This window comes from Pseudomonas sp. TE24901 (assembly GCF_054058375.1).
This window is the reverse complement of sequence record NZ_JBSSAF010000020.1, coordinates 20,472-39,244: the sequence shown is the minus strand read 5'-3', so window position 1 is coordinate 39,244 and position 18,773 is coordinate 20,472. Positions and strand designations below refer to the sequence as shown.

At 62.5% G+C, this 18,773-nt stretch carries 21 protein-coding genes; 8 read left to right on the top strand and 13 right to left on the bottom strand.

The window, feature by feature from the left end:
• Nucleotides 1-42: 42 nt before the first annotated feature.
• Nucleotides 43-966, top strand: a complete 924-nt coding sequence (locus tag ACVWVP_RS28590; RefSeq protein ID WP_259171597.1) for a sugar ABC transporter substrate-binding protein — start codon at nucleotides 43-45, stop codon at nucleotides 964-966.
• 109 nt (nucleotides 967-1,075) lie between these two features.
• Here ACVWVP_RS28590 and ACVWVP_RS28585 read toward each other — a convergent pair whose 3' ends face one another.
• Both ACVWVP_RS28585 and ACVWVP_RS28580 read right to left on the bottom strand, forming a co-directional pair.
• Nucleotides 1,076-1,498 carry an MAPEG family protein gene (locus tag ACVWVP_RS28585; RefSeq protein WP_457409360.1) on the bottom strand — a complete coding sequence of 141 codons (423 nt, stop codon included), beginning with the start codon at nucleotides 1,496-1,498 and terminating at the stop codon, nucleotides 1,076-1,078.
• The gene (locus tag ACVWVP_RS28580; RefSeq protein WP_259171599.1) at nucleotides 1,491-1,796 is read right to left on the bottom strand and encodes a DUF2834 domain-containing protein; all 306 of its coding nucleotides are present in this window, start codon (nucleotides 1,794-1,796) and stop codon (nucleotides 1,491-1,493) included. Before ACVWVP_RS28580 ends, ACVWVP_RS28585 begins: the two co-directional genes overlap by 8 nt.
• An 83-nt stretch (nucleotides 1,797-1,879) precedes the next feature.
• On the opposite strand from ACVWVP_RS28580, the gene ACVWVP_RS28575 reads away from it, so the two are divergent.
• Nucleotides 1,880-2,668, top strand: a complete 789-nt coding sequence (locus ACVWVP_RS28575; protein WP_457409358.1) for an MmyB family transcriptional regulator — start codon at nucleotides 1,880-1,882, stop codon at nucleotides 2,666-2,668.
• Nucleotides 2,669-2,723: 55 nt separating this feature from the next.
• A complete protein-coding gene (locus ACVWVP_RS28570) occupies nucleotides 2,724-4,433 on the top strand; it encodes an amidase (RefSeq protein WP_457409356.1) in 1,710 nt (569 codons plus the stop codon).
• A 98-nt stretch (nucleotides 4,434-4,531) separates the two neighbouring features.
• Here ACVWVP_RS28570 and ACVWVP_RS28565 read toward each other — a convergent pair whose 3' ends face one another.
• The 3 genes from ACVWVP_RS28565 to ACVWVP_RS28555 are packed head-to-tail and all read right to left on the bottom strand — an operon-like array spanning nucleotide 4,532 to nucleotide 5,974.
• Nucleotides 4,532-5,269 (bottom strand): CPBP family intramembrane glutamic endopeptidase, encoded by a 738-nt coding sequence (locus ACVWVP_RS28565; protein WP_457409354.1) that lies wholly within the window; start codon nucleotides 5,267-5,269, stop codon nucleotides 4,532-4,534.
• A 19-nt stretch (nucleotides 5,270-5,288) separates the two neighbouring features.
• Complete coding sequence (locus ACVWVP_RS28560) at nucleotides 5,289-5,759, bottom strand: RidA family protein (protein WP_457409352.1); 471 nt, start codon at nucleotides 5,757-5,759, stop codon at nucleotides 5,289-5,291.
• Entirely contained in the window at nucleotides 5,756-5,974 is a 219-nt protein-coding gene (locus ACVWVP_RS28555; protein WP_178924785.1) for a DUF6434 domain-containing protein, read from the bottom strand. The genes ACVWVP_RS28560 and ACVWVP_RS28555 overlap by 4 nt, the downstream gene beginning before the upstream one ends.
• A gap of 260 nt (nucleotides 5,975-6,234) precedes the next feature.
• On the opposite strand from ACVWVP_RS28555, the gene ACVWVP_RS28550 reads away from it, so the two are divergent.
• Complete coding sequence (locus ACVWVP_RS28550; protein ID WP_176995833.1) at nucleotides 6,235-6,666, top strand: nuclear transport factor 2 family protein; 432 nt, start codon at nucleotides 6,235-6,237, stop codon at nucleotides 6,664-6,666.
• Between the two features lie 28 nt (nucleotides 6,667-6,694).
• Here ACVWVP_RS28550 and ACVWVP_RS28545 read toward each other — a convergent pair whose 3' ends face one another.
• On the bottom strand, nucleotides 6,695-8,020 hold the full coding sequence (locus ACVWVP_RS28545) for an aminotransferase-like domain-containing protein (protein ID WP_457409349.1): 1,326 nt from the start codon (nucleotides 8,018-8,020) through the stop codon (nucleotides 6,695-6,697).
• A gap of 91 nt (nucleotides 8,021-8,111) precedes the next feature.
• On the opposite strand from ACVWVP_RS28545, the gene ACVWVP_RS28540 reads away from it, so the two are divergent.
• The gene (locus ACVWVP_RS28540; RefSeq protein WP_259171604.1) at nucleotides 8,112-9,002 is read left to right on the top strand and encodes a DMT family transporter; all 891 of its coding nucleotides are present in this window, start codon (nucleotides 8,112-8,114) and stop codon (nucleotides 9,000-9,002) included.
• Here ACVWVP_RS28540 and ACVWVP_RS28535 read toward each other — a convergent pair.
• Nucleotides 8,999-9,553 (bottom strand): YceI family protein, encoded by a 555-nt coding sequence (locus ACVWVP_RS28535; protein ID WP_178924779.1) that lies wholly within the window; start codon nucleotides 9,551-9,553, stop codon nucleotides 8,999-9,001. The genes ACVWVP_RS28540 and ACVWVP_RS28535 overlap by 4 nt on opposite strands.
• A 134-nt stretch (nucleotides 9,554-9,687) precedes the next feature.
• On the opposite strand from ACVWVP_RS28535, the gene ACVWVP_RS28530 reads away from it, so the two are divergent.
• Nucleotides 9,688-10,182: a PaaI family thioesterase gene (locus ACVWVP_RS28530; RefSeq protein WP_259171605.1), complete on the top strand. Its 495-nt coding sequence runs from the start codon at nucleotides 9,688-9,690 to the stop codon at nucleotides 10,180-10,182.
• 44 nt (nucleotides 10,183-10,226) lie between these two features.
• Complete coding sequence (yghX, locus tag ACVWVP_RS28525; RefSeq protein WP_457409346.1) at nucleotides 10,227-11,114, top strand: YghX family hydrolase; 888 nt, start codon at nucleotides 10,227-10,229, stop codon at nucleotides 11,112-11,114.
• Nucleotides 11,115-11,239: 125 nt separating this feature from the next.
• Here the strand turns inward: yghX and ACVWVP_RS28520 are convergent, their stop codons facing one another.
• Both ACVWVP_RS28520 and ACVWVP_RS28515 read right to left on the bottom strand, forming a co-directional pair.
• Complete coding sequence (locus ACVWVP_RS28520) at nucleotides 11,240-12,424, bottom strand: DUF2252 family protein (protein ID WP_457409345.1); 1,185 nt, start codon at nucleotides 12,422-12,424, stop codon at nucleotides 11,240-11,242.
• Nucleotides 12,425-12,497: 73 nt separating this feature from the next.
• Nucleotides 12,498-13,376 (bottom strand): LysR family transcriptional regulator, encoded by an 879-nt coding sequence (locus tag ACVWVP_RS28515; protein WP_178924771.1) that lies wholly within the window; start codon nucleotides 13,374-13,376, stop codon nucleotides 12,498-12,500.
• A gap of 129 nt (nucleotides 13,377-13,505) precedes the next feature.
• Between ACVWVP_RS28515 and ampC the strand changes: the two genes are divergently transcribed.
• Nucleotides 13,506-14,648: a class C beta-lactamase gene (ampC, locus tag ACVWVP_RS28510; RefSeq protein ID WP_457409343.1), complete on the top strand. Its 1,143-nt coding sequence runs from the start codon at nucleotides 13,506-13,508 to the stop codon at nucleotides 14,646-14,648.
• 64 nt (nucleotides 14,649-14,712) lie between these two features.
• Here the strand turns inward: ampC and dctM are convergent, their stop codons facing one another.
• From dctM to ACVWVP_RS28490, 4 genes are all read right to left on the bottom strand, one after another.
• Entirely contained in the window at nucleotides 14,713-15,993 is a 1,281-nt protein-coding gene (gene dctM, locus ACVWVP_RS28505) for a C4-dicarboxylate TRAP transporter large permease protein DctM (RefSeq protein ID WP_178924767.1), read from the bottom strand.
• The gene (locus ACVWVP_RS28500; protein ID WP_259171608.1) at nucleotides 15,993-16,625 is read right to left on the bottom strand and encodes a TRAP transporter small permease; all 633 of its coding nucleotides are present in this window, start codon (nucleotides 16,623-16,625) and stop codon (nucleotides 15,993-15,995) included. Before ACVWVP_RS28500 ends, dctM begins: the two co-directional genes overlap by 1 nt.
• Before the next feature lie 174 nt (nucleotides 16,626-16,799).
• A complete protein-coding gene (locus tag ACVWVP_RS28495) occupies nucleotides 16,800-17,783 on the bottom strand; it encodes a TRAP transporter substrate-binding protein (RefSeq protein WP_457409340.1) in 984 nt (327 codons plus the stop codon).
• A 153-nt stretch (nucleotides 17,784-17,936) separates the two neighbouring features.
• Nucleotides 17,937-18,752 (bottom strand): HpcH/HpaI aldolase/citrate lyase family protein, encoded by an 816-nt coding sequence (locus tag ACVWVP_RS28490; RefSeq protein ID WP_259171612.1) that lies wholly within the window; start codon nucleotides 18,750-18,752, stop codon nucleotides 17,937-17,939.
• Between the last annotated feature and the right edge of the window lie 21 nt (nucleotides 18,753-18,773).

The following is an 18,773-nucleotide window of genomic DNA, read 5'->3' as shown; positions in this document are numbered from 1 at the left end:
TCACTCTGTTTGAACAACAACAAAAAATAACGGAGCACCTCCATGAAGAAGCAACTCCTTGCGGCACTCTTTACCCTGGCGATCACCCCGTGGGCGCTGGCGGATATCCGGATCGGCGTGAGCATCGCCCAGGTCGACGATGTGTTCCTCGCGCAGATGCGTGACTACATGGCCGCCCACGCCAAGGAACTGCCCGGCGTGACCCTGCAATTCGAAGACGCCCAGGGCGATGTGGTGCGCCAGCTCAACCAGGTGCAAAACTTCACCGCCCAAGGCATGGACGCGATTATCGTCAACGCCGTGGACACCGCCGCCACGCAGAAGATGACCGTCAATGCCCAGCAGGCCAAGACGCCACTGGTGTACGTCAACCGTCGCCCTGAGTTCAAGGAGGTGCCGGCGGGCGTGGGGTATGTCGGCTCCGACGAGATCAAGGCCGGTGAGATCCAGATGCGCTACCTGGCGGAAAAAATGGGCGGCAAGGGCAACCTCGCGATCATGCTCGGCCTGCTGTCCAACAACGCCACCCACAACCGCACCCAGGGCGTGAAGAACGTGCTCAAGGAATATCCGGGCATCAAGATCGTCGAGGAACAAAGCGCCGAATGGCAGCGCAGCAAGGCGATCGACCTGATGAACAACTGGATCGTCTCGGGCACCAAGATCGATGCGGTGGCCGCCAACGCCGATGAAATGGCGATTGGCGCCGCCATGGCGATCAGCCAGGCGGGCATGCAACCGGGCAAGGACATTCTGGTCGCCGGCAGCGACGGCGGCGCCGCCGGGTTGGATGCCGTGAAAAAAGGCCAGTTGCTGGTGACGGCGTACCAGGACAACAAGGGCCAGGCCGTGGGCGCCATCGACCTGGCGATAAAGATGGTGAAAAAACAACCCTACACCGCTGAACTGACCATCCCTTACCAGCAGATCACCAAGGACAACTACCAAGCCTTCCTCAACCCATAATCGCGTCCTGTAGTGAGCGGGCTTGCCCCGCGCCCGCGTCAACCCGGCCACCGCCATTAAGCGGGCAAATCGGGATCTCGGGGGTGCCGGCGCGGGGCAAGCCCGCTCACTACAACACCCCAGCCGTCACCAGGGTGCCCAGGCCGAACAGGCACGCCACGCCGGCCATGTAGGCCAGCGTGCGCCAGGGTTGCCATCCCGCCAGGAACGCCAACGTGTGCAGTAACCGCGCCAGGGTGAAACCGCTGAACAACCCGGCACCGGCAACGTCTGGGACGTTCAACACCACACATAACCCACCCAACACAAAAAACAGCGGGATATTCTCCAGATCATTCGCCCAAGCCCTCGCCGCCCGGGCGACCTGCGGCAATTCTTCTGGCTGGGCCGCACGCTTGAAAAACGCCGCATCTTCCCGATGAGTAAACGCCAAGCCCCGTAGCCGGAAGAACCCCTGGTAGCAGGAAATCACAAACATCTTCAGGCACAGCACCAGCACACACAGCGCATACACCTTCAGCAGGTCATTCATCCCGGCCTCCATTCATCACCAGATACAGCAGCGGCCCCACCGAGACGAACACCGCCGTCAGCACAACGTACGGCACCAACGACGCCACCGAACGCCCACGCCGGCGGGCATCCCGGTACATCCACACACAGGCCAGCACCGCCATCAGGTAAAGGTCGATAACCACCTGCGCGGTGTCGGGCCGTGACATCAGTTCCAGCCCGAACGCCCACAACGATTGCTGCGCCGTCAGCATCGTGGCCAGGGTGTACATCGAAAAGCCGAGCAATGCAGCGAGGGCGAGATAAGGTCTGCGCATGGTGTCGTCCTTGAAGTGATCGAGGCCCACCCTAGTGATAAGGTGGCGACCCTCGCAATGACCTCGGAGGTCATGAAACCCTCATGGACACGCCCACGCCTGCCGGCGAACTGCTGCGCCAGTTGCGCCGCGACGCCAAATTGAGCCAGCTGGACCTGGCCCTGATCACCGGTGTTTCCCAGCGCCACCTCAGTTGCATCGAAACCGGCCGTGCCACGCCAAGCCCTGGCACGCTGCACCGGGTGTTGACGGCTCTGGATGCGCCGCTGGAACAAGCCAATCGGGTGTTTCTCGCCGCCGGCTACGCCCCGCGCTACGCCGCCACCCCGCTCGCCTCGCCCGCCATGGCGGCAGTGCGCGAAGCGGTCCACCACGTGCTGCATGCCAACAACCCCGCTCCGGCGATTTTGCTGGGCAACCACTGGGAAGTGCTGGCGGCAAATGCCAGCGCTGGCGTGCTGTTCGCGCTGGTCGGCCTGCAGCCAGACGCGGCCGATGGCTTGAACCTGCTCACCACCCTGCTGCAAACGGGCGGCCTGGGCGACCACCTGATCAATGCCGAAGAGGTCCGCACCCTCGCCTGGCAACGGGCAACCCGCGAAGCACTGGGCAACCCCGAACTGGCTGCCTTGCTGGCAACCTTGCCCGTGCCCGACAGCACCGAGCTGCCCGCACAAATGCCGCCGTTGGTGCTGACGCGCATCCTCTCAACCCAGGGCGAGCTGAACTTCCTGTCGACCTTTACCACCTTCGGCATGCCCCAGGACATCACGCTGACCTCGCTGCGAATCGAACACCTGATTCCCGCCAACGAGCACACCTGGCAGGTCATGCGTGCGGCGTATGCCGACCATGCGGCGCTGGTTTTGTGAAATATCTGTACGTAGACTGCCGCCATACCTCCCACTTGAAGGCGGCGAAAAAAACGTGATGCAAGTTACCGAAGTCTCCATTGCCCAATTGCGCACTGCGCTGGAAACCGGCCAGACCACTGCCGTTGAACTGGTCCAGGCGTACCTGGCGCGGATCGATGCCTACGATGGCCCGCAGACCGCGACCGCACTGAACGCCGTGGTGGTGCGCAACCCCAAGGCCCTGGAAGAGGCCCAGGCTTCCGACGCGCGCCGGGCCAAGGGCGAAACCCTCGGGCCATTGGATGGTATCCCGTATACCGCCAAGGACAGCTACCTGGTCAAGGGCCTCACGGCCGCTTCGGGCAGCCCAGCATTTGCCAAGCTCACCGCCCATCGTGACGCCTTCACCATTGAACGCCTGCGCGCCGGTGGCGCCATCTGCCTGGGCAAGACCAACATGCCGCCGATGGCCAATGGCGGCATGCAGCGTGGCGTCTATGGCCGCGCCGAAAGCCCGTACAACGCCGATTACCTCACCGCACCATTTGCCTCCGGTTCCTCGAATGGCGCCGGCACCGCCACCGCCGCCAGCTTTGCGGCGTTCGGCCTGGCTGAAGAAACCTGGTCCAGCGGTCGCGGCCCGGCCTCCAACAATGGCCTGTGCGCCTACACCCCGTCCCGTGGGGTGATTTCGGTACGCGGCAACTGGCCACTGACGCCGACCATGGACGTGGTGGTGCCCTACGCTCGCACCATGGCCGACCTGCTGGAAGTGCTCGACGTGGTGGTCGCCGAAGACCCCGACACCCGTGGCGACCTGTGGCGCCTGCAACCCTGGGTACCGATCCCGAGCGTGGCCTCGGTACGCCCGGCGTCCTACGCCGAACTGGCCGTTGGCAGCGCCGCCCTGGCCGGCAAGCGTTTCGGCGTGCCGCGCATGTACATCAATGCCGACCCCGAAGCCGGCACCAGCGAAAAGCCGGGTATCGGCGGGCCGACCGGGCAAAAGATCAACACCCGCGCATCGGTGATCGCGTTGTGGCAAGGCGCACGCCAGGCACTGGAAGCGGCCGGTGCCGAAGTGATCGAGGTGGATTTCCCGCTGGTGTCCAACTGCGAAGGCGACCGCCCCGGCGCGCCGACGGTGTTCACCCGTGGCCTGGTGTCCAAGGAGTTCCTGCACGATGAGCTGTGGGAACTGTCGGCCTGGGCGTTCGATGATTTCCTGCGGGCCAACGGCGACCCGACCTTGAACCGCCTGGCGGATGTGGACGGGCCGAAGATCTTCCCCCACGACCCGGGCACCCTACCCAACCGTGAAGACGACCTGGCCGCGGGCATGGACGAATACGTACGCATGGCCCAGCGCGGCATCACCCCCTGGAATGAAATCAGCTCCGTGCCGGACGGTTTGCGCGGCCTGGAACAAACCCGCCGCCTGGACCTGGAAGACTGGATGGACACCCTGGGGCTGGACGCCGTGTTGTTCCCCACCGTGGCCGACGTGGGCCCGGCCGACGCCGACGTCAACGAAGCCTCCGCCGACATCGCCTGGAGCAACGGCATCTGGGTGGCCAACGGCAACCTCGCCATTCGCCACCTGGGCGTGCCGACTGTGACCGTGCCGATGGGCGTGATGGCGGACATTGGCATGCCGGTAGGCCTGACGTTTGCGGGGCGTGCCTATGACGACTCCACCTTGCTGCGCCTCGCGGCCGCCTATGAAGCCACCGGCAGCAAACGCCAGATCCCACCCCGCACCCCGGCGCTGACCACGGACTAACACGGTCCCTGTAGGAGCCGGCTTGCCGGCGATTGCGGTCTGTCTGATTCACCGCCATCGCTGGCAAGCCAGCGCCTACAGTTGGGTCGGGTTTCACCTCAAGCCATGTACGGCACGGCGATCAGCAGGATTGCCGTGCCATGGGCCACGGTGGCGGGTAGCACGCCGTAGCGCAGGCGTACCAGTGCGCAGGCCAGGCCTTCGATCAGGGTGAAGGCCAATATCGGCCAGCCCAACTGGGTCACGCTCAACGCCAGGAATGCATGGCAGGCCGCAAAGGCCACACCACTGATCAACGCCGCCCGCAGGGGTGAGACCTGTTGTTCCAGATAGCCCTGCAGGCACCCACGAAACAGCACTTCTTCCAATGCATTGGCGCCATAGGCCAACACCACCATGCCCGGCAACCACACCCAGTAACCGTGGAAATCGGCAGCGTCGATCCCCTGGTAAATCCGCAACGGCACGCCAATCAAGCCACCCACCGCCAACCCGACCGCCAGACCGGCAACCGGGTTGCCAATGGACCAGCGAATCAGCCGCCACAGCTCCGGCGCCACACGTGACAGCAGCAGGATCAACAGCACCGACAAACCACCCAGCGCCGCCAACACAAACGCATTGGCGGTGAACGCGATCTGCACCTCGCTGCCCAGCCGCCACATGCCCAAAGGTGTCATCGCGTCGCGCATCAGCACAAACGCCGCCAGCACAATCAGGATGCGCATCGCGGTCAGCGCCCTGGGCGTGAGCGCGAACCACAGGCCAAACAGCGCAAGCCCCGGGGCCAGATGAGCCGCGTACCGCACCAGCACCACCATTCCTTCGGTGATCATCGGTTATCAATCCTTGGGGTCAGGCGTGGGCGATGGCGAGCATTTCGATTTCGACGGCGGCCGATTTCGGCAACTGGAACACACCGACCGAGGTACGCGTATGCACCCCGGCCTCGCCAAGGATTTCATGCAGCAGGTCCGAGGCGCCATTGGCCACTTCGCTTTGCTGGTCGAAGTCCTCGGCACTGCGCACATACACGCCGATGCGCGGAATCGCCTTGACCCGGTCGAGCGAACCCAGCGCCTGCTTGAGCAGCCCCAGGCAGCGCAACGCGCTGATACCGGCAGCCACCTGGGCCTGGGCCAGAGTCAGGCTTTCGCCGACCTTGCCCGGCAGCACAATCGTGTCGCCGACGCGGGGGATCTGGCCGCTGATGTACAGGTGGTTGCCGTCGCGCACCAACGGCGTGTAGTTGCCACCGACCTTGAACGCCTCCAGCAAATAGCCGATACGTTGCTGGGCGGCCTGGTATTTTTCGTCGCGTGTCATGGGCGTATCTCCGGGTTTCGTCGTTGCCATTCTTGCACCACATCGCCCAGTGTCTTGGGCTGGCCGTTGCGAATCCAGGCCATGAATGGCCGGTCGAATTTGAACCCGGGGCCGCAGTGTTCGAGCATGAAGCGGCGAACATTCTGGGTGTTTTTATAGCGCGGGGTCACGGGGGTGGCGCGGGTGATGGAACCGCTGTGCCAGTCAAAATCCATTCTGTCCCTCGGAGGTGGTTTGTTATTTCGGCCATAGCATAGCGATGTGCTACTGGCGCAGGAAGCCGCACACACTGCACGTCTGAAAAACTCAATGTGTTGGGACGTCGTACAAGATCAAACTTCGCTTAGAACAGCTTATCGCTGAATATTTTCGAGATATTTCAAAATTTCACTTTCCTTATCGCCGGTAAATATTGCATGGTTGTACGACGACTTAAGCCGTCGTGTCGCCCCCCCACAACAATAAGGAAACACCCATGCAAAATGTCAAAGTGCTGATCGGTTTTCTGTGCCTGTTCACCGGCTACGTCGCAGCAGCGCCTGCCCCTGCCGAAAAGGATGTGGCCCAAGCGGTCGACCAACTGACCCAAGCCATGCTGCACCTGGACCTCAAGCAACTGCACGCGCTGACCTCCGACAAACTCACCTATGGCCACTCCAGCGGCAAGGTGCAGAACAAGGCGCAATTCATCGCCGACCTGGAAACCCACACCAGCGCATTCAAGACCCTTGAGATGCAGAACCAGACCATCACCCTGGATGGCGACACCGCCCTGGTGCGCAATCACTTCCACGCCCTGGCGGTGAACAGCGGCGTCGAAGTGCCGACTGACATCGACAACTTCCAGGTCTGGCAGAAACAGAAAGGCAAATGGCTGCTGATCGGCCGTCAGGCTTACAAGTACTGAGGCCTGTGGGTGAGCCGCGCCCGTCGGCTCACCACACCACGACCTTGCGCACCGCCAGCAGTGCCTCGCGCAGCGCCGGCATCGTGACCGACCCCAATGCCAAGCGCAGCGCATGAGGCACCGTCGCCGACACCGCAAACGGCTCGGCAGTGGACACCGAAATGTTTTCCCGTTGTAGCGCCATGGTGATCTGATCGGCACGCATGTCTTCCGCCAGCGGCAGCCATAAAAAGTACGACGACGGATGGCTGATGTAATCCACCCCCTTCAACACCTGCGCCGCCAGCGCTTGCCGAGCCTGAGCGTCCTGGCGCTTTTGGGCTTCCAACTGCGCGACGGTGCCGTCTTCGATCCAGCCTACGGCAATCGCACTCATCACCCCCGGCACGTTCCAGGTGGTGGCCATGATGGTGCGTTCCAGGCCCTTCACCAAGGCTGAAGGCGCGGCGATAAAACCGACCCGCAAACCGGTGGCAACGCTTTTGGAAAACCCACCGATATAGACCGTGCGCTCAGGTGCCAGCGTCGCCATCGGCGGCGGCGCATCCTCCGCCAGGAAGGCGTAAGCCGCGTCTTCGATGATCGTCACGTTATGTTCACGAGCAATTGCCGCCAACCGCTCGCGCTGTTCCAGGCTCATCACCCAGCCCAGCGGGTTATGCAGGGTGGGAATGCTGTAGATCGCCCGCACCGGGCGCTTGCGACACAGGCTGTGCAGATGGTCCAGGTCCGGGCCGTGGGGCGTCACCGCGACGGCGACGATTTCCAGGTGCAAGGTTTCGGCCAGCACCTTGAACCCCGAATACGTCAAGGCATCGACCGCGATTACGTCCCCAGGCTTGAGCAACGTCATCATCGTGACTGCCAAGCCATGCTGGGCGCCACTGACCACCAGCACCTGCTCGGCCTCCACCACCAACCCCCGACTCACCAGATGACGCGCCACCGCTGCGCGCTCATGCAAGCGGCCGGCGTGGGGCTGGTATCGCAACAGCGCTTCCAGGTCGCCGGACAACGCCAATTGGCGCAAGGCGCTGCGCAGCAGATCCGCCTGGCCTGGCAGCGAGGGGTAGTTGAAGTTGAGGTCAAGCATGCCGGTGGCCAAGGTCATCTGCCCACTGCCCTGCCCTGGCGGCAAGGCGATTTCGCGCACGAAAGTGCCGCGCCCGGTTTCACCGCTGACCAGGCCCATGGCTTCCAATTCCGTGTACACCCGGCTCGCGGTGACCAGCGCCAGGCCGTGGTCGGCAGCCAATTGGCGATGGGTGGGCAAGCGCGTGCCGGGGGGCATTTCGCCGGAGCGAATGCTCTGGGCAAAGGCGTCGACCAAGGACTTGTAGCGAGCGCGAGGCATGGGCGATGTATCCATGACAATTCTTTGATTGTCTTTATCTTCAATCCTAGGATGAGCGCCACGCAACCTTTCTTTTTTCGGGCCTCTCCCCATGGAACGTACTTCACGACTCAGCACCCTGGACACCCGCACCCAGGGTTGGATCAACGGCTTTATCGGCGTGGTGATTTTCAGCGGCTCATTGCCGGCCACGCGCCTGGCGGTGATGGAGTTCGACCCGGTGTTCCTGACCATGATCCGCGCCACACTCGCCGCTGTGCTGGGACTGCTGCTGTTGAAGGCCTTCAAGGAAAAACGCCCCGCACGCCACCAGTGGGTACCCCTGGCAGTGGTAGCCCTGGGCGTGGTGATCGGTTTTCCACTGCTCACCGCCTTGGCGCTGCAATACGTGACCTCGGCGCACTCCATCGTGTTTATCGGCCTGCTGCCGTTGGCCACCGCCGTGTTCGGCGTGCTGCGCGGTGGCGAACGCCCGCGCCCGGTGTTCTGGCTGTTTTCAGTCCTCGGCAGCCTGTTGGTGATGGGCTACGCCTTGGCCCAGGGCCTGAGCGCGGCACCGGCCGGCGACCTGTTGATGCTGCTGGCCGTGCTGGTGTGCGGCCTGGGTTACGCCGAAGGCGCCAAGCTGTCGCGCAGCCTGGGTGGCTGGCAGGTGATCTGCTGGGCACTGGTGGTGTCGCTGCCGATAGTGGTGCCGTTCAGCCTGGTGCTGGCGCCGCACAGCCTCACCGGCATCAGCCTGCCCGCCTGGCTCAGCCTGGGCTACGTGTCGCTGTTCAGCATGCTGATCGGCTTTGTGTTCTGGTACCGCGGCCTGGCCCAGGGTGGCATTGCCGCCGTTGGCCAGTTGCAGTTGCTGCAACCCTTCTTTGGCCTGGCGCTGGCCGCCGGCCTGCTGCATGAGCAGGTCAGCCTGGGCATGGTGCTGGTGACCGTTGCGGTGATCGGCTGCGTGGCCGGGGCCAAGAAGTTTGCGCGCTAGCGCTGAGGCGCAACCATCTTGAACTTGATGTTGATGGCGTCGGACACCACGCTGTTCCCCGCCCATTCACCCTCGCCGATCTTGAAGTCGCCGCGCTTGAGCACAAACTCACCGTCGAACACGCCGATGCCGCTCTGCTCCTTGAGCAGCACATCGATATCCACCGGCTGGGTGATGCCCTTGATCGTCAGGTTGCCGCTGATCTTGAAGCGGTTGTCGCCCAAGGCCTTGACGCCGGTGGACTCGTAGACCCCCACCGGATAGGTCGCGGTGTCGAACCATGAGGCGCGTTGCAACTCGTCATTGGCATCGGGGCTGCCGGCGTCGATGCTGGCCAGCTGGATCTTGAGCAAGGCATGCCCCGCCTCGGGCTTTTGCGTGTCAAACGTCAACGTGCCTTCGAACTGGCTGAAGGTGCCGTACACCCGCTGGCCAAACTGCTGGAAGGTGAAGCTGATCTGGCTGGCGGTGCGGTTGACGTCCTGGTACTCCACGGCCTGGGCACTGGACAACCAGCCGAAGACAAGAGCCAGCAGGACGACTGGGGCCATTCGACGCATCAGGGAGCACTCCACAAGAGAAAAGGACACACGTGCTGAGCTAACACCCCATGTCATGGATTTATTCCCATCCGGCGCGTGTCCTGCTAAACAGAGTAGTCGCCCCAGAAAGATAAGGACCTCTCATGCACGCCCCTTCCCTGCAGGACACCACCGCACCCGAAGGCATCTGCTACGGCTGCGGCGGCAGCAACCCGCACGGCCTGCACATCAAGAGCCGTTGGGATGCCGACGGCGTTCACGTGATCGCCGAGCATCTGCCCGACGCTCAATTCACCGGCTGGCCCGACCTGGTCTACGGCGGCCTGATCGCCATGCTGGTGGACTGCCATTCCAACTGGACCGCGATGGCCTACCACTATCGCGCCGAAGGGCGCGAGCCCGGCAGTGCGCCGCGCATCGACTGCGTGACCGGCAACCTCGGCATCAAATTCATCAAGCCGACACCCATGGGCATTACGCTGACCTTGCGCGCCCGCGTCGAAGGCGATGTGGGGCGCAAGAGCCGCGTGGTCTGCGAGGTGTACGCCGGTGACGTGCTGACGGCCATTGGCGATTCGGTGTTCGTGCGCGTCGACACCGCGCAGTTGGCCGCCGCTGCCCATGGCCGCGAGGGTTGAACCTGGTCTACATTGACGGCCACCGCTAATCGAGGATTGCACCGATGACTCGTCTTACCGCGAAAGACTTTGCCCCCGAATTGCTGGAACTCTACGACGGCTACGCCCACGGCAAGATCAACCGCCGTGAATTTCTCGACCGCGCTGCGCTGTTCACCTTTGGCGGCCTCACCGCCTCGGCCCTGCTCGCCGCCCTGAGCCCCAACTACGCCCTGGCCGAACAGGTGAAGTTCACCGACCCGGACATCGTCGCCGACTACATCACCTACCCCTCGCCCAAGGGCAACGGCACGGTGCGCGGCTACCTGGTGCGCCCGGCCAAGGCCAGCGGCAAGCTGCCGGCCGTGGTGGTGGTGCATGAAAACCGTGGCCTGAATCCCTATATCGAAGACGTGGCGCGGCGCCTGGCCAAGGCCGGGTTCATCGCCCTGGCGCCGGATGGGCTGACCTCGGTGGGCAGCTACCCTGGCAACGATGAAAAAGGCGTGGAACTGCAACAGAAAGTCGACCCCGAAAAGCTGATGAACGACTTTTTCGCCGCCATCGAATGGCTGATGCACCACGACAGCAGCACCGGCAAAGTCGGCATCACCGGCTTTTGCTATGGCGGCGGCGTGACCAATGCGGCGGCGGTGGCCTACCCGGAACTGGGCGCCGCGGTGTCGTTCTACGGGCGCCAGCCAGCGGCCAAGGACGCGCCACGCATCAAAGCGCCGATCATGCTGCACTACGGCGAGTTGGATACACGGATCAATGAAGGTTGGCCGGCCTATGAAAAGGCCTTGAAGGCGGCAGGCACCACGTACGAGGCGTTTATCTACAAGGGGGCCAACCACGGTTTCCATAACGACTCGACGCCGCGTTATGACGAAGCGGCGGCAAACCTGGCGTGGGAACGCACTTTGGGCTGGTTTCGCAAATACCTGGCCTAGTTGCAATCAAACATGTGGGAGCGGGCTTGCTCGCGAATGCGGTGGATCAGCTGCATCTTCAGTGACTGACGAACCGCATTCGCGAGCAAGCCCGCTCCCACATTTGAACGTCGTTGTCCTCAAGATTAGTGTTCCAGGGCATACCGCCGGCAATGGTTGAGATACCCCTGCTCATGGCTGCCCACCAACTGCACCACGCTGGTCCATAACCACGACGGCGCATCCAGCTGTTTGGAGCGGTTTTCCTGCAGCACTGCCATCCAGTCCTTGCGTGTGTCGCGGTCCATCTGCCGGGCATGGGCAATCCCCACCACACGCGCCAGGTAACCGGCCGCGTGCATGGCATCGATTTCACTCAGCTCATCGAGCTCCAACTTCATGTCCTGGGGCAGCAGTTCGCGGATGAAAAAACCGTGGTCCAGGAACCGCGTGGCTACCATGCGCTCGCCAAGTCCGGGGGACAGCTGGCAGGCGCCCTCCACCACGCGACGGCCATTGTCCCGTGGCATCTTCGCGCGCGGGGCACGGGGCGCAGCGGCGCCGACGGCTTCCTTGATGTCGATCAGGCAGTATTCTTGATCGTCCTTGTCGCCCACGCCCAACAGCACGGCATACCGCAACAGGCCCAGGGAGCTGCAGCCCTTGACCCAATAGGCCGAGTCCAGCAGTTCGACCTTGGCGTCCTTGGGGCGGCCCTTGAGAGAGGTGACCAACTGGTGGATCTCGTCCGAAGCGCAGACGCTGGCCAGCGCGCTTTTTTCTGCCCGCGACAACGACCAGAAATGCTTGCCCAACGGAATCGTCGGCCGGGCATTTTCGATGCGTTCACGCGCCAGGTTTTTCCAGGTGCGCTCTACCGCACTGCGCATACCCGCCTTGACCTGGGACGGGCGCGGTGGCACTTCATCAGGCTTGTCTTTGAAAGCCTGTTCGTAACCCACCATCATTTCTTCAAGCATGCGTGCGGTGGTCACGCCGGGCAGGTCCGAGCCACGCGCCGCCGTGGCCAATGAGAGCGCCAGGCGCACCAGGTCATGGGCCGGGTTACCGATCACGGTCTGGTCAAGGTCACGGATATGCATGTCGATACGACCCTTGGTGTCCCCGGTCGGCCCCAGGTTGCCCGCGTGGCAATCGCCGCAGATCCAGATCGCCGGGCCATGGGGCAAGCGCCGGCCGCGCTGGCTGTGCAGCCACTCGTAGAACTGCACGGTGCTGCCACGCACGTAGGCGTGGGCGGAACGCGCCATTTTCAGGTTACGCAGTTGAGTGAGGTGAGGGATGCGGGCGGAGGGACGCGGACTTTTCATGAATGCACTCAGGTCGGGGTACGGTAGAGGTTAGCCCGGCACAAATGTTTCATTTTGTTTCACGAATAAAATTTCATGCCTGCCCGATGACTTCCGTCAGCCAGCCCTTGAAGGCCGACATCGCCGGCGTCTCTGCCCGTGACTGCAAACGCGTCAGCCAGTAACTGCCGGTGGTGATGCCCACGTCGAACGGCTGGCGGATCGCATCGTTTTCCAACTGCCGCGAAAACATCATCGCCGGGGCCAGGGCCACGCCGATGCCTTGCAGCGCGGCTTCCATCATCGCCAGGGAGGAGTCGAACATGATGCTGCGCGGCACAGGCGTGTCGGCGGGCAAGCCGGCGGCGTGGAACCATTGGGTCCACTCATCGGCACGGTAGGAGCGCAGCAGCGTATGCTTCAACAGGTCGGCGGGCGTGTGCAGCTGCTCGGCCAATTGAGGGACGCACAGCACGGTCAGCGGGGCTTCGAGCAGTTGGCAGGCGTCTGTGCCGTGCCAGGCACCGGCGCCGAAACGGATGGCGTAGTCGAGCCCTTCGGCGGCGACGTCGACGCGGTTGTTGTGGGTGGACAGGCGCAGGTCGATAAAGGGGTAGCGCGCCTGGAAATCCGCCAGGCGCGGCAGCAGCCAGCCCACGGTAAAGGTGCCGACCGCCCCCACGGTGAGCACTTCGCGGTAGTGGCCGCCTTCGAACTGGCTGAGGGTCTGGGCAATGCGGTCGAAGGACTCGCGCACCACCGGCAGCAAGGTTTCGCCTTCGCTGGTCAGCATCAAGCCTCGGGGCAGGCGCTTGAACAGGGTGACGTTCAACTGGGCCTCCAAGCTCTTGACCTGATGGCTGACCGCGGCCTGGGTGACGCACAACTCGATGGCGGCCCGGGTGAAGCTCAAATGCCGGGCGGAAGCCTCAAAGGCACGCAGGGCGTTGAGGGGAAGATGGGAACGCAGCATGTCTGACCCAAATTTATCTAATGGCTGGTGCGAGATATCATCGTTTGCCCCACGGCTGAAATCTACCTAGATTTGCGGCGCCTGCGCAGGCCATCCTCTCATTGCGTTTTTATAGGGAAGCGAATCAGCATGAATCGTAACGTACACGCCTTAATGATTTCGGCGTTATTGCTCGCAAGCGGCAGCTGCATGGCGGACACGGGCCTGCGCCAGGTCGTCGACAGCCGCGTTGAACCGCTGATGCAGCAACAAGGCATTGCCGGCCTGTCGGTGGCGGTGGTGAAAAATGGGCAGGCGCAATACTTTAACTACGGCGTGGCCTCTAAAAGCACCCAACAGCCTGTCACCGAGAACACCCTGTTTGAAATCGGTTCCGTCAGCAAAACCTTTACCGCCACCCTCGGCGGCTATGCCCAGGCCACGGGCAAACTCAAATTGACCGACAACGCCAGCCAGTACCTGCCCACCCTCTATGGCAGCGCATTTGACCGTATCAGCCTGCTGCAACTGGCCACCTACACGCCCGGGGGCCTGCCACTGCAGTTTCCGGATGCCGCCGACAATGCGGGCGCCATGCTCGGCTACTTCCAGCACTGGAAACCCACTTACGCACCCGGCGTCCAGCGGCTGTACTCCAACCCGAGCATCGGCTTGTTCGGCTACCTTGCCGCGCAAAGCCTTCATCAGCCATTCAACGTGGCCATGGAACGCACCCTGTTGCCGAAGCTGGGCCTGAAGAACACCCATGTCAGCGTCCCCGCCGAAAAGGCCGGCCAGTATGCCCAGGGCTACGACAAGCAGCACAAACCTGTACGTGTCGGGCCCGGTGCGCTGGACAGTGAAGCCTATGGCATCAAGACCAGCACCCAAGACATGGCGCGCTACGTGATGGTCAACATGCACACTGAGACGCTGGCAAAACCTCTGCAACAAGCCATCGCCACCACGCATACCGGTTACTACACCGTCAACGACATGACCCAGGGTCTCGGCTGGGAGTACTACGCCTATCCGATCACGCTGCAGGCATTGATCGATGGCAACTCCACGCCGATGGCCATGGAGCCGCACAAGGCCAATTGGCTCGCGACACCGCAGGTGCAACCCGCCAACGTGCTGTACAACAAAACCGGTTCCACCTCAGGCTTTGGTGCGTACGTGGCGTTTGTGCCGAGCAAGGATATAGGTGTGGTGATCCTGGCGAACAAGAACTACCCGAATGCGGAGCGGGTGAAGTTGGCCCATGCGATCTTGAGCGCGCTCGACCACTAACGTCGAACAACAACTAAATGTGGGAGCCGGGCTTGCCCGGCTCCCACATTGTTTGGGGCGCGAGTTACATGCCGAGCCAGTGCGGCAACGCCAGCGAGATGAACGGCAGGTAGGTGACCATGATCAGGAACACCAGCAAAATCATCAGCCACGGCAGCGCCGCACGGATGGTCTGCCCCAGGCTCAGCCCGGTCACGGCGGATGTCACGAACAGGTTCAACCCCACCGGTGGGTGTACCAGGCCAATCTCCATGTTCACCACCATCACGATGCCCAGGTGAATCGGGTCAATGCCCAGCTTCATGGCAATCGGGAAGAAGATCGGTGCCAGGATCAGCACGATGGCGGACGGTTCCATGAAGCTGCCCGCCACCAGCAGCACCACGTTGACCATGATCAGGAAGCCGATCGGCGTCAGCCCTTCGGAGATCACCCACGCGGTGATTTCCTGAGGGATCTGCTCGGTGGTCAGTACGTGGGCAAACAGCATGGCATTGGCGATGATGAACATCAGCATGATCGCCAGGCGCCCGGACTCCAACAGCACCTTGGGACAGTCACGGAACTTCATGTCCTTGTAGATGAACAAGGCCACGAACGCCGAGTACACCGCCGCCACCGCCGCTGCTTCGGTCGGGGTGAACATGCCGCTGTAGATACCGCCGAGGATAATCACCAGCAGCAGCAAGCCCCAGAACGCCCGTCGTGCGCAGGTCAGCCACTCGCGGAAGGTCGCCCGTGGCTGGGCCGGCAATTTCTTGATGCGCGCGACGATGTAGATCGCCACCATCAGCATCAAGCCCAGCAACAGCCCCGGGATGACACCCGCCATGAACAGCTTGCCCACCGAGGTCTCGGTGGCCGCCGAATACACCACCATCACAATCGACGGCGGAATCAGGATGCCTAAAGTACCGGCGTTACAGATGATCCCCGCGCCGAACTCCTTCGGGTAACCGGAACGCACCATGCCCGCCACGGCAATCGAGCCCACCGCCGCTACCGTCGCCGGTGACGAACCGGACAGCGCCGCAAACAGCATGCACGCCAGCACCGCGGCAATCGCCAGGCCGCCGCGAATATGCCCGACGCAGGCGTTGGCAAAGTCGATCAGCCGCTGCGCCACGCCGCCAGTGGTCATGAACGCACCGGACAGCAGGAAGAACGGAATCGCCAGGAAGGTGTAGGCGTCAGAGGTTTCAAACAGCTTGATCGCCAGGGAACTCACCGAGTCCTGGCTGAACATCAAGATCGACACCGCGCCGGACAAGCCGAGGGAAATCGCGATCGGCACGCCGAGGAACATGAACACGAACAACAGCAGAAACAGACAGAGCACGGCCATCAGTGACGCTCCTCATGGCTGCCGGCCAACTTGCTGGCCTCACCGGCTTCATCGGCCAGCCCCAACCCGACCTGACGGTGGGTGAAGATGCGGTAGAAAATTTCCAGGTAGCGGATGAACACCATGGCAAAACCGATGGGCACGATCACCACGATGTCGCCGACGTCGATGCCGTATTGGTCGAGGTCTTCGGCGCCGATGTGGGCGGTCATCACGGCGCTCACCCACTTGTAACTGGCGAGCATGAACAGCCCGGCATAGGCCAGGCAGCACAGGCAGGCGAGCATGCCGAGGATGCGCTGCACCGGGCGCTTGGTCAGCTTGACCAGCGCGTCCACCCCCAGGTGGCCAGCGGTGCGCACGCCGTAGGAAATGCCAAAGAAAATCAGCCAGCCGAACATGGCCTTGGTCAGTGCCACGCTCCAGGTCATGTCCTGGGCCCAGGTCATGGTGCCGTCGCCCAGGGCGTTGAAGAAGCCGCTGCTGAACGCCCACTTGTCAGCCAGGGCAAAGAACAGCGTGTAGATGTTGTTGAGCATGACGTAGACGAACGTCACCAGAGTCATGGCGGCCAGCAGGAAAGCGATAAAACCTTCCTCCAGGTGCTCCCAGACGCGCCTTAGCGTTTGCATGGCAAAACCTCGCGTAAAAGAGATGGGTTGTGCAAGGCTCAGGGTGTAAGCCGGAGCTAAATGTGGGAGCGGGCTTGCTCGCGAAAGCGGTGTGTCAGTCACCAGTTCTATCAACTGACAGACTGCATTCGCGAGCAAGCCCGCTCCCACATGGGATCTCGGTACAACCCGGAATCACTGGTTGGAGGCGTCCGCCGCCTTGATCAGGTCAGCGCCGATCTCACCCTCGAACTTCTGCCACACCGGGCGCATGGCTTCGCGCCAGAGTTGGCGTTGCTCGGGGGTCAGCTCGATGATTTCGCTGGTCTTGGCGTCGATGATCTTTTGCTTGGCCGACTGGTTCAGCGCTTCGGCCTGTTTGTTCACCTCGACGGTGACCTCGGCCATGATCTGCTCCAGGGTGGTGCGGATATCCGGTGGCAGGCCGTTCCAGAACTTGGCGTTGGTGATCACCATGTAGTCGATCAAGCCATGGTTGGACTCGGTGAAGTACTTCTGCACTTCGTTGACCTTCTGGCTTTCATAGTTCGACCAGGTGTTCTCGGTGCCATTCACGGTGCCGGTCTGCAAGCCTTGGTACACCTCGGCAAAGCTCATCTTGCGCGGGTTGGCGCGGATCGCCTTGAACTGTTCTTCGAGCACGCTGGACGCCTGCACGCGGAATTTCAGGCCCCGGGCATCCTTGGGTTCATGCAGGGCCTTGTTCGACGACAATTGCTTGAGGCCGTTGTGCCAATAGGCCAGGCCGAGGATGTTCTTGTCCTGCATGGAGGTCAGCAGCGCCTTGCCCTGGGCCGCCTGGAAGCGGTCGACGGCCGCCAGGTCGTTGAACAGGAACGGCAAATCGTAGATCTGCACTTGCTTGGTGTATTGCTCGAACTTGGCCAGGGACGGCGCCAGCATCTGCACATCCCCCAGCAGCAGCGCTTCCATTTCCTTGCCATCGCCGAACAGCGACGAGTTGGGGTACACCTCGACTTTCACTCGGCCCGGCAGGCGTTCTTCCGCCAGCTTTTTGAACAGCAGCGCACCTTGGCCTTTAGGGGTGTTTTCGGCGACGACGTGGGCAAACTTGATGACAATCGGGTCCGCCGCCTGGGACAGGCCCGCGGCAAACAAGGTGGCGGCGCACAGCAGCGCCCGGGAAAGCTTGAGCATGGGAAATCACCTTCTTATTGTTGTGTTGTAGGGCAAGGTGCCTGATGTGGCGCGTGTAGTGAATTTCGATTTTTTGATACCTGCGTTCGGCCTGGCCGAACACCAATCCAAAGAACAATGGAGATCCCACAGTTTTTGAGTAGGTGGTGTCAGTCAGATCTGGGCGGCCAGCAATCTTTGGGCACGCAGCAACACCGGTGCATCCACCATCTGCCCATCGATCTGGTAGGCGCCTGCCCCGCTGGCGCCGCCTTCCACCACGCGCTTAGCCCAGGCCAGATCCTCGGCACTGGGCGCCAGCGCCTCATGAATCACCGCCACCTGCTTGGGATGAATACACAGCGCCCCGGCGAAGCCCATTTCATAGGCATGCCGGATCGAGCGGCGCAGGCCCTCGGGGTCGTCGATGGCCGGGTGCACGCCGTCCAGCGGCGCCACTAACCCGGCTGCGCGGGAATGTACGATCAGCGCCAGGCGCGCCTGGTCCAGGGCGAACTGGGCGGCCGGTGAATGGCTGCTCAGGTTCAGGTCCAGCGCCAGGTCCAGGCCGCCGAACGACAGGCGTTCCACCTGAGGGGCGTGGGCGATCTCGGCCACGGCCAGCAAGCCCCGTGCACTTTCGATGATCGGCCAGATCACTTTGCCGGTGGCGGCCACCACCGCCACCTGGGCTGCGCTTTCGACCTTCGGCAACAGCACACCCGCCACATTCGGGTGGGCTTTACAGAACGCCACGTCCTCAAAGTGCTCGGCATGTTCCGGCGCGTTGATGCGCACCCAGACCTGGGCCGCCGGGTTGGCGCTGAGAAAGGCCCCGAGATTGTCCCGTGCCTGGCGCTTGAGGGGTTCTTCCACCGCGTCTTCGAAATCCACGATCACCGCATCGGCACCACTGGCCAAGGCTTTGGAAAATCGTTCCGGGCGGCTGCCGGGTACAAACAGCGCAGAGCGCACTAATGGCTTGGGCATCACAGAATTTCCTTGTTATCA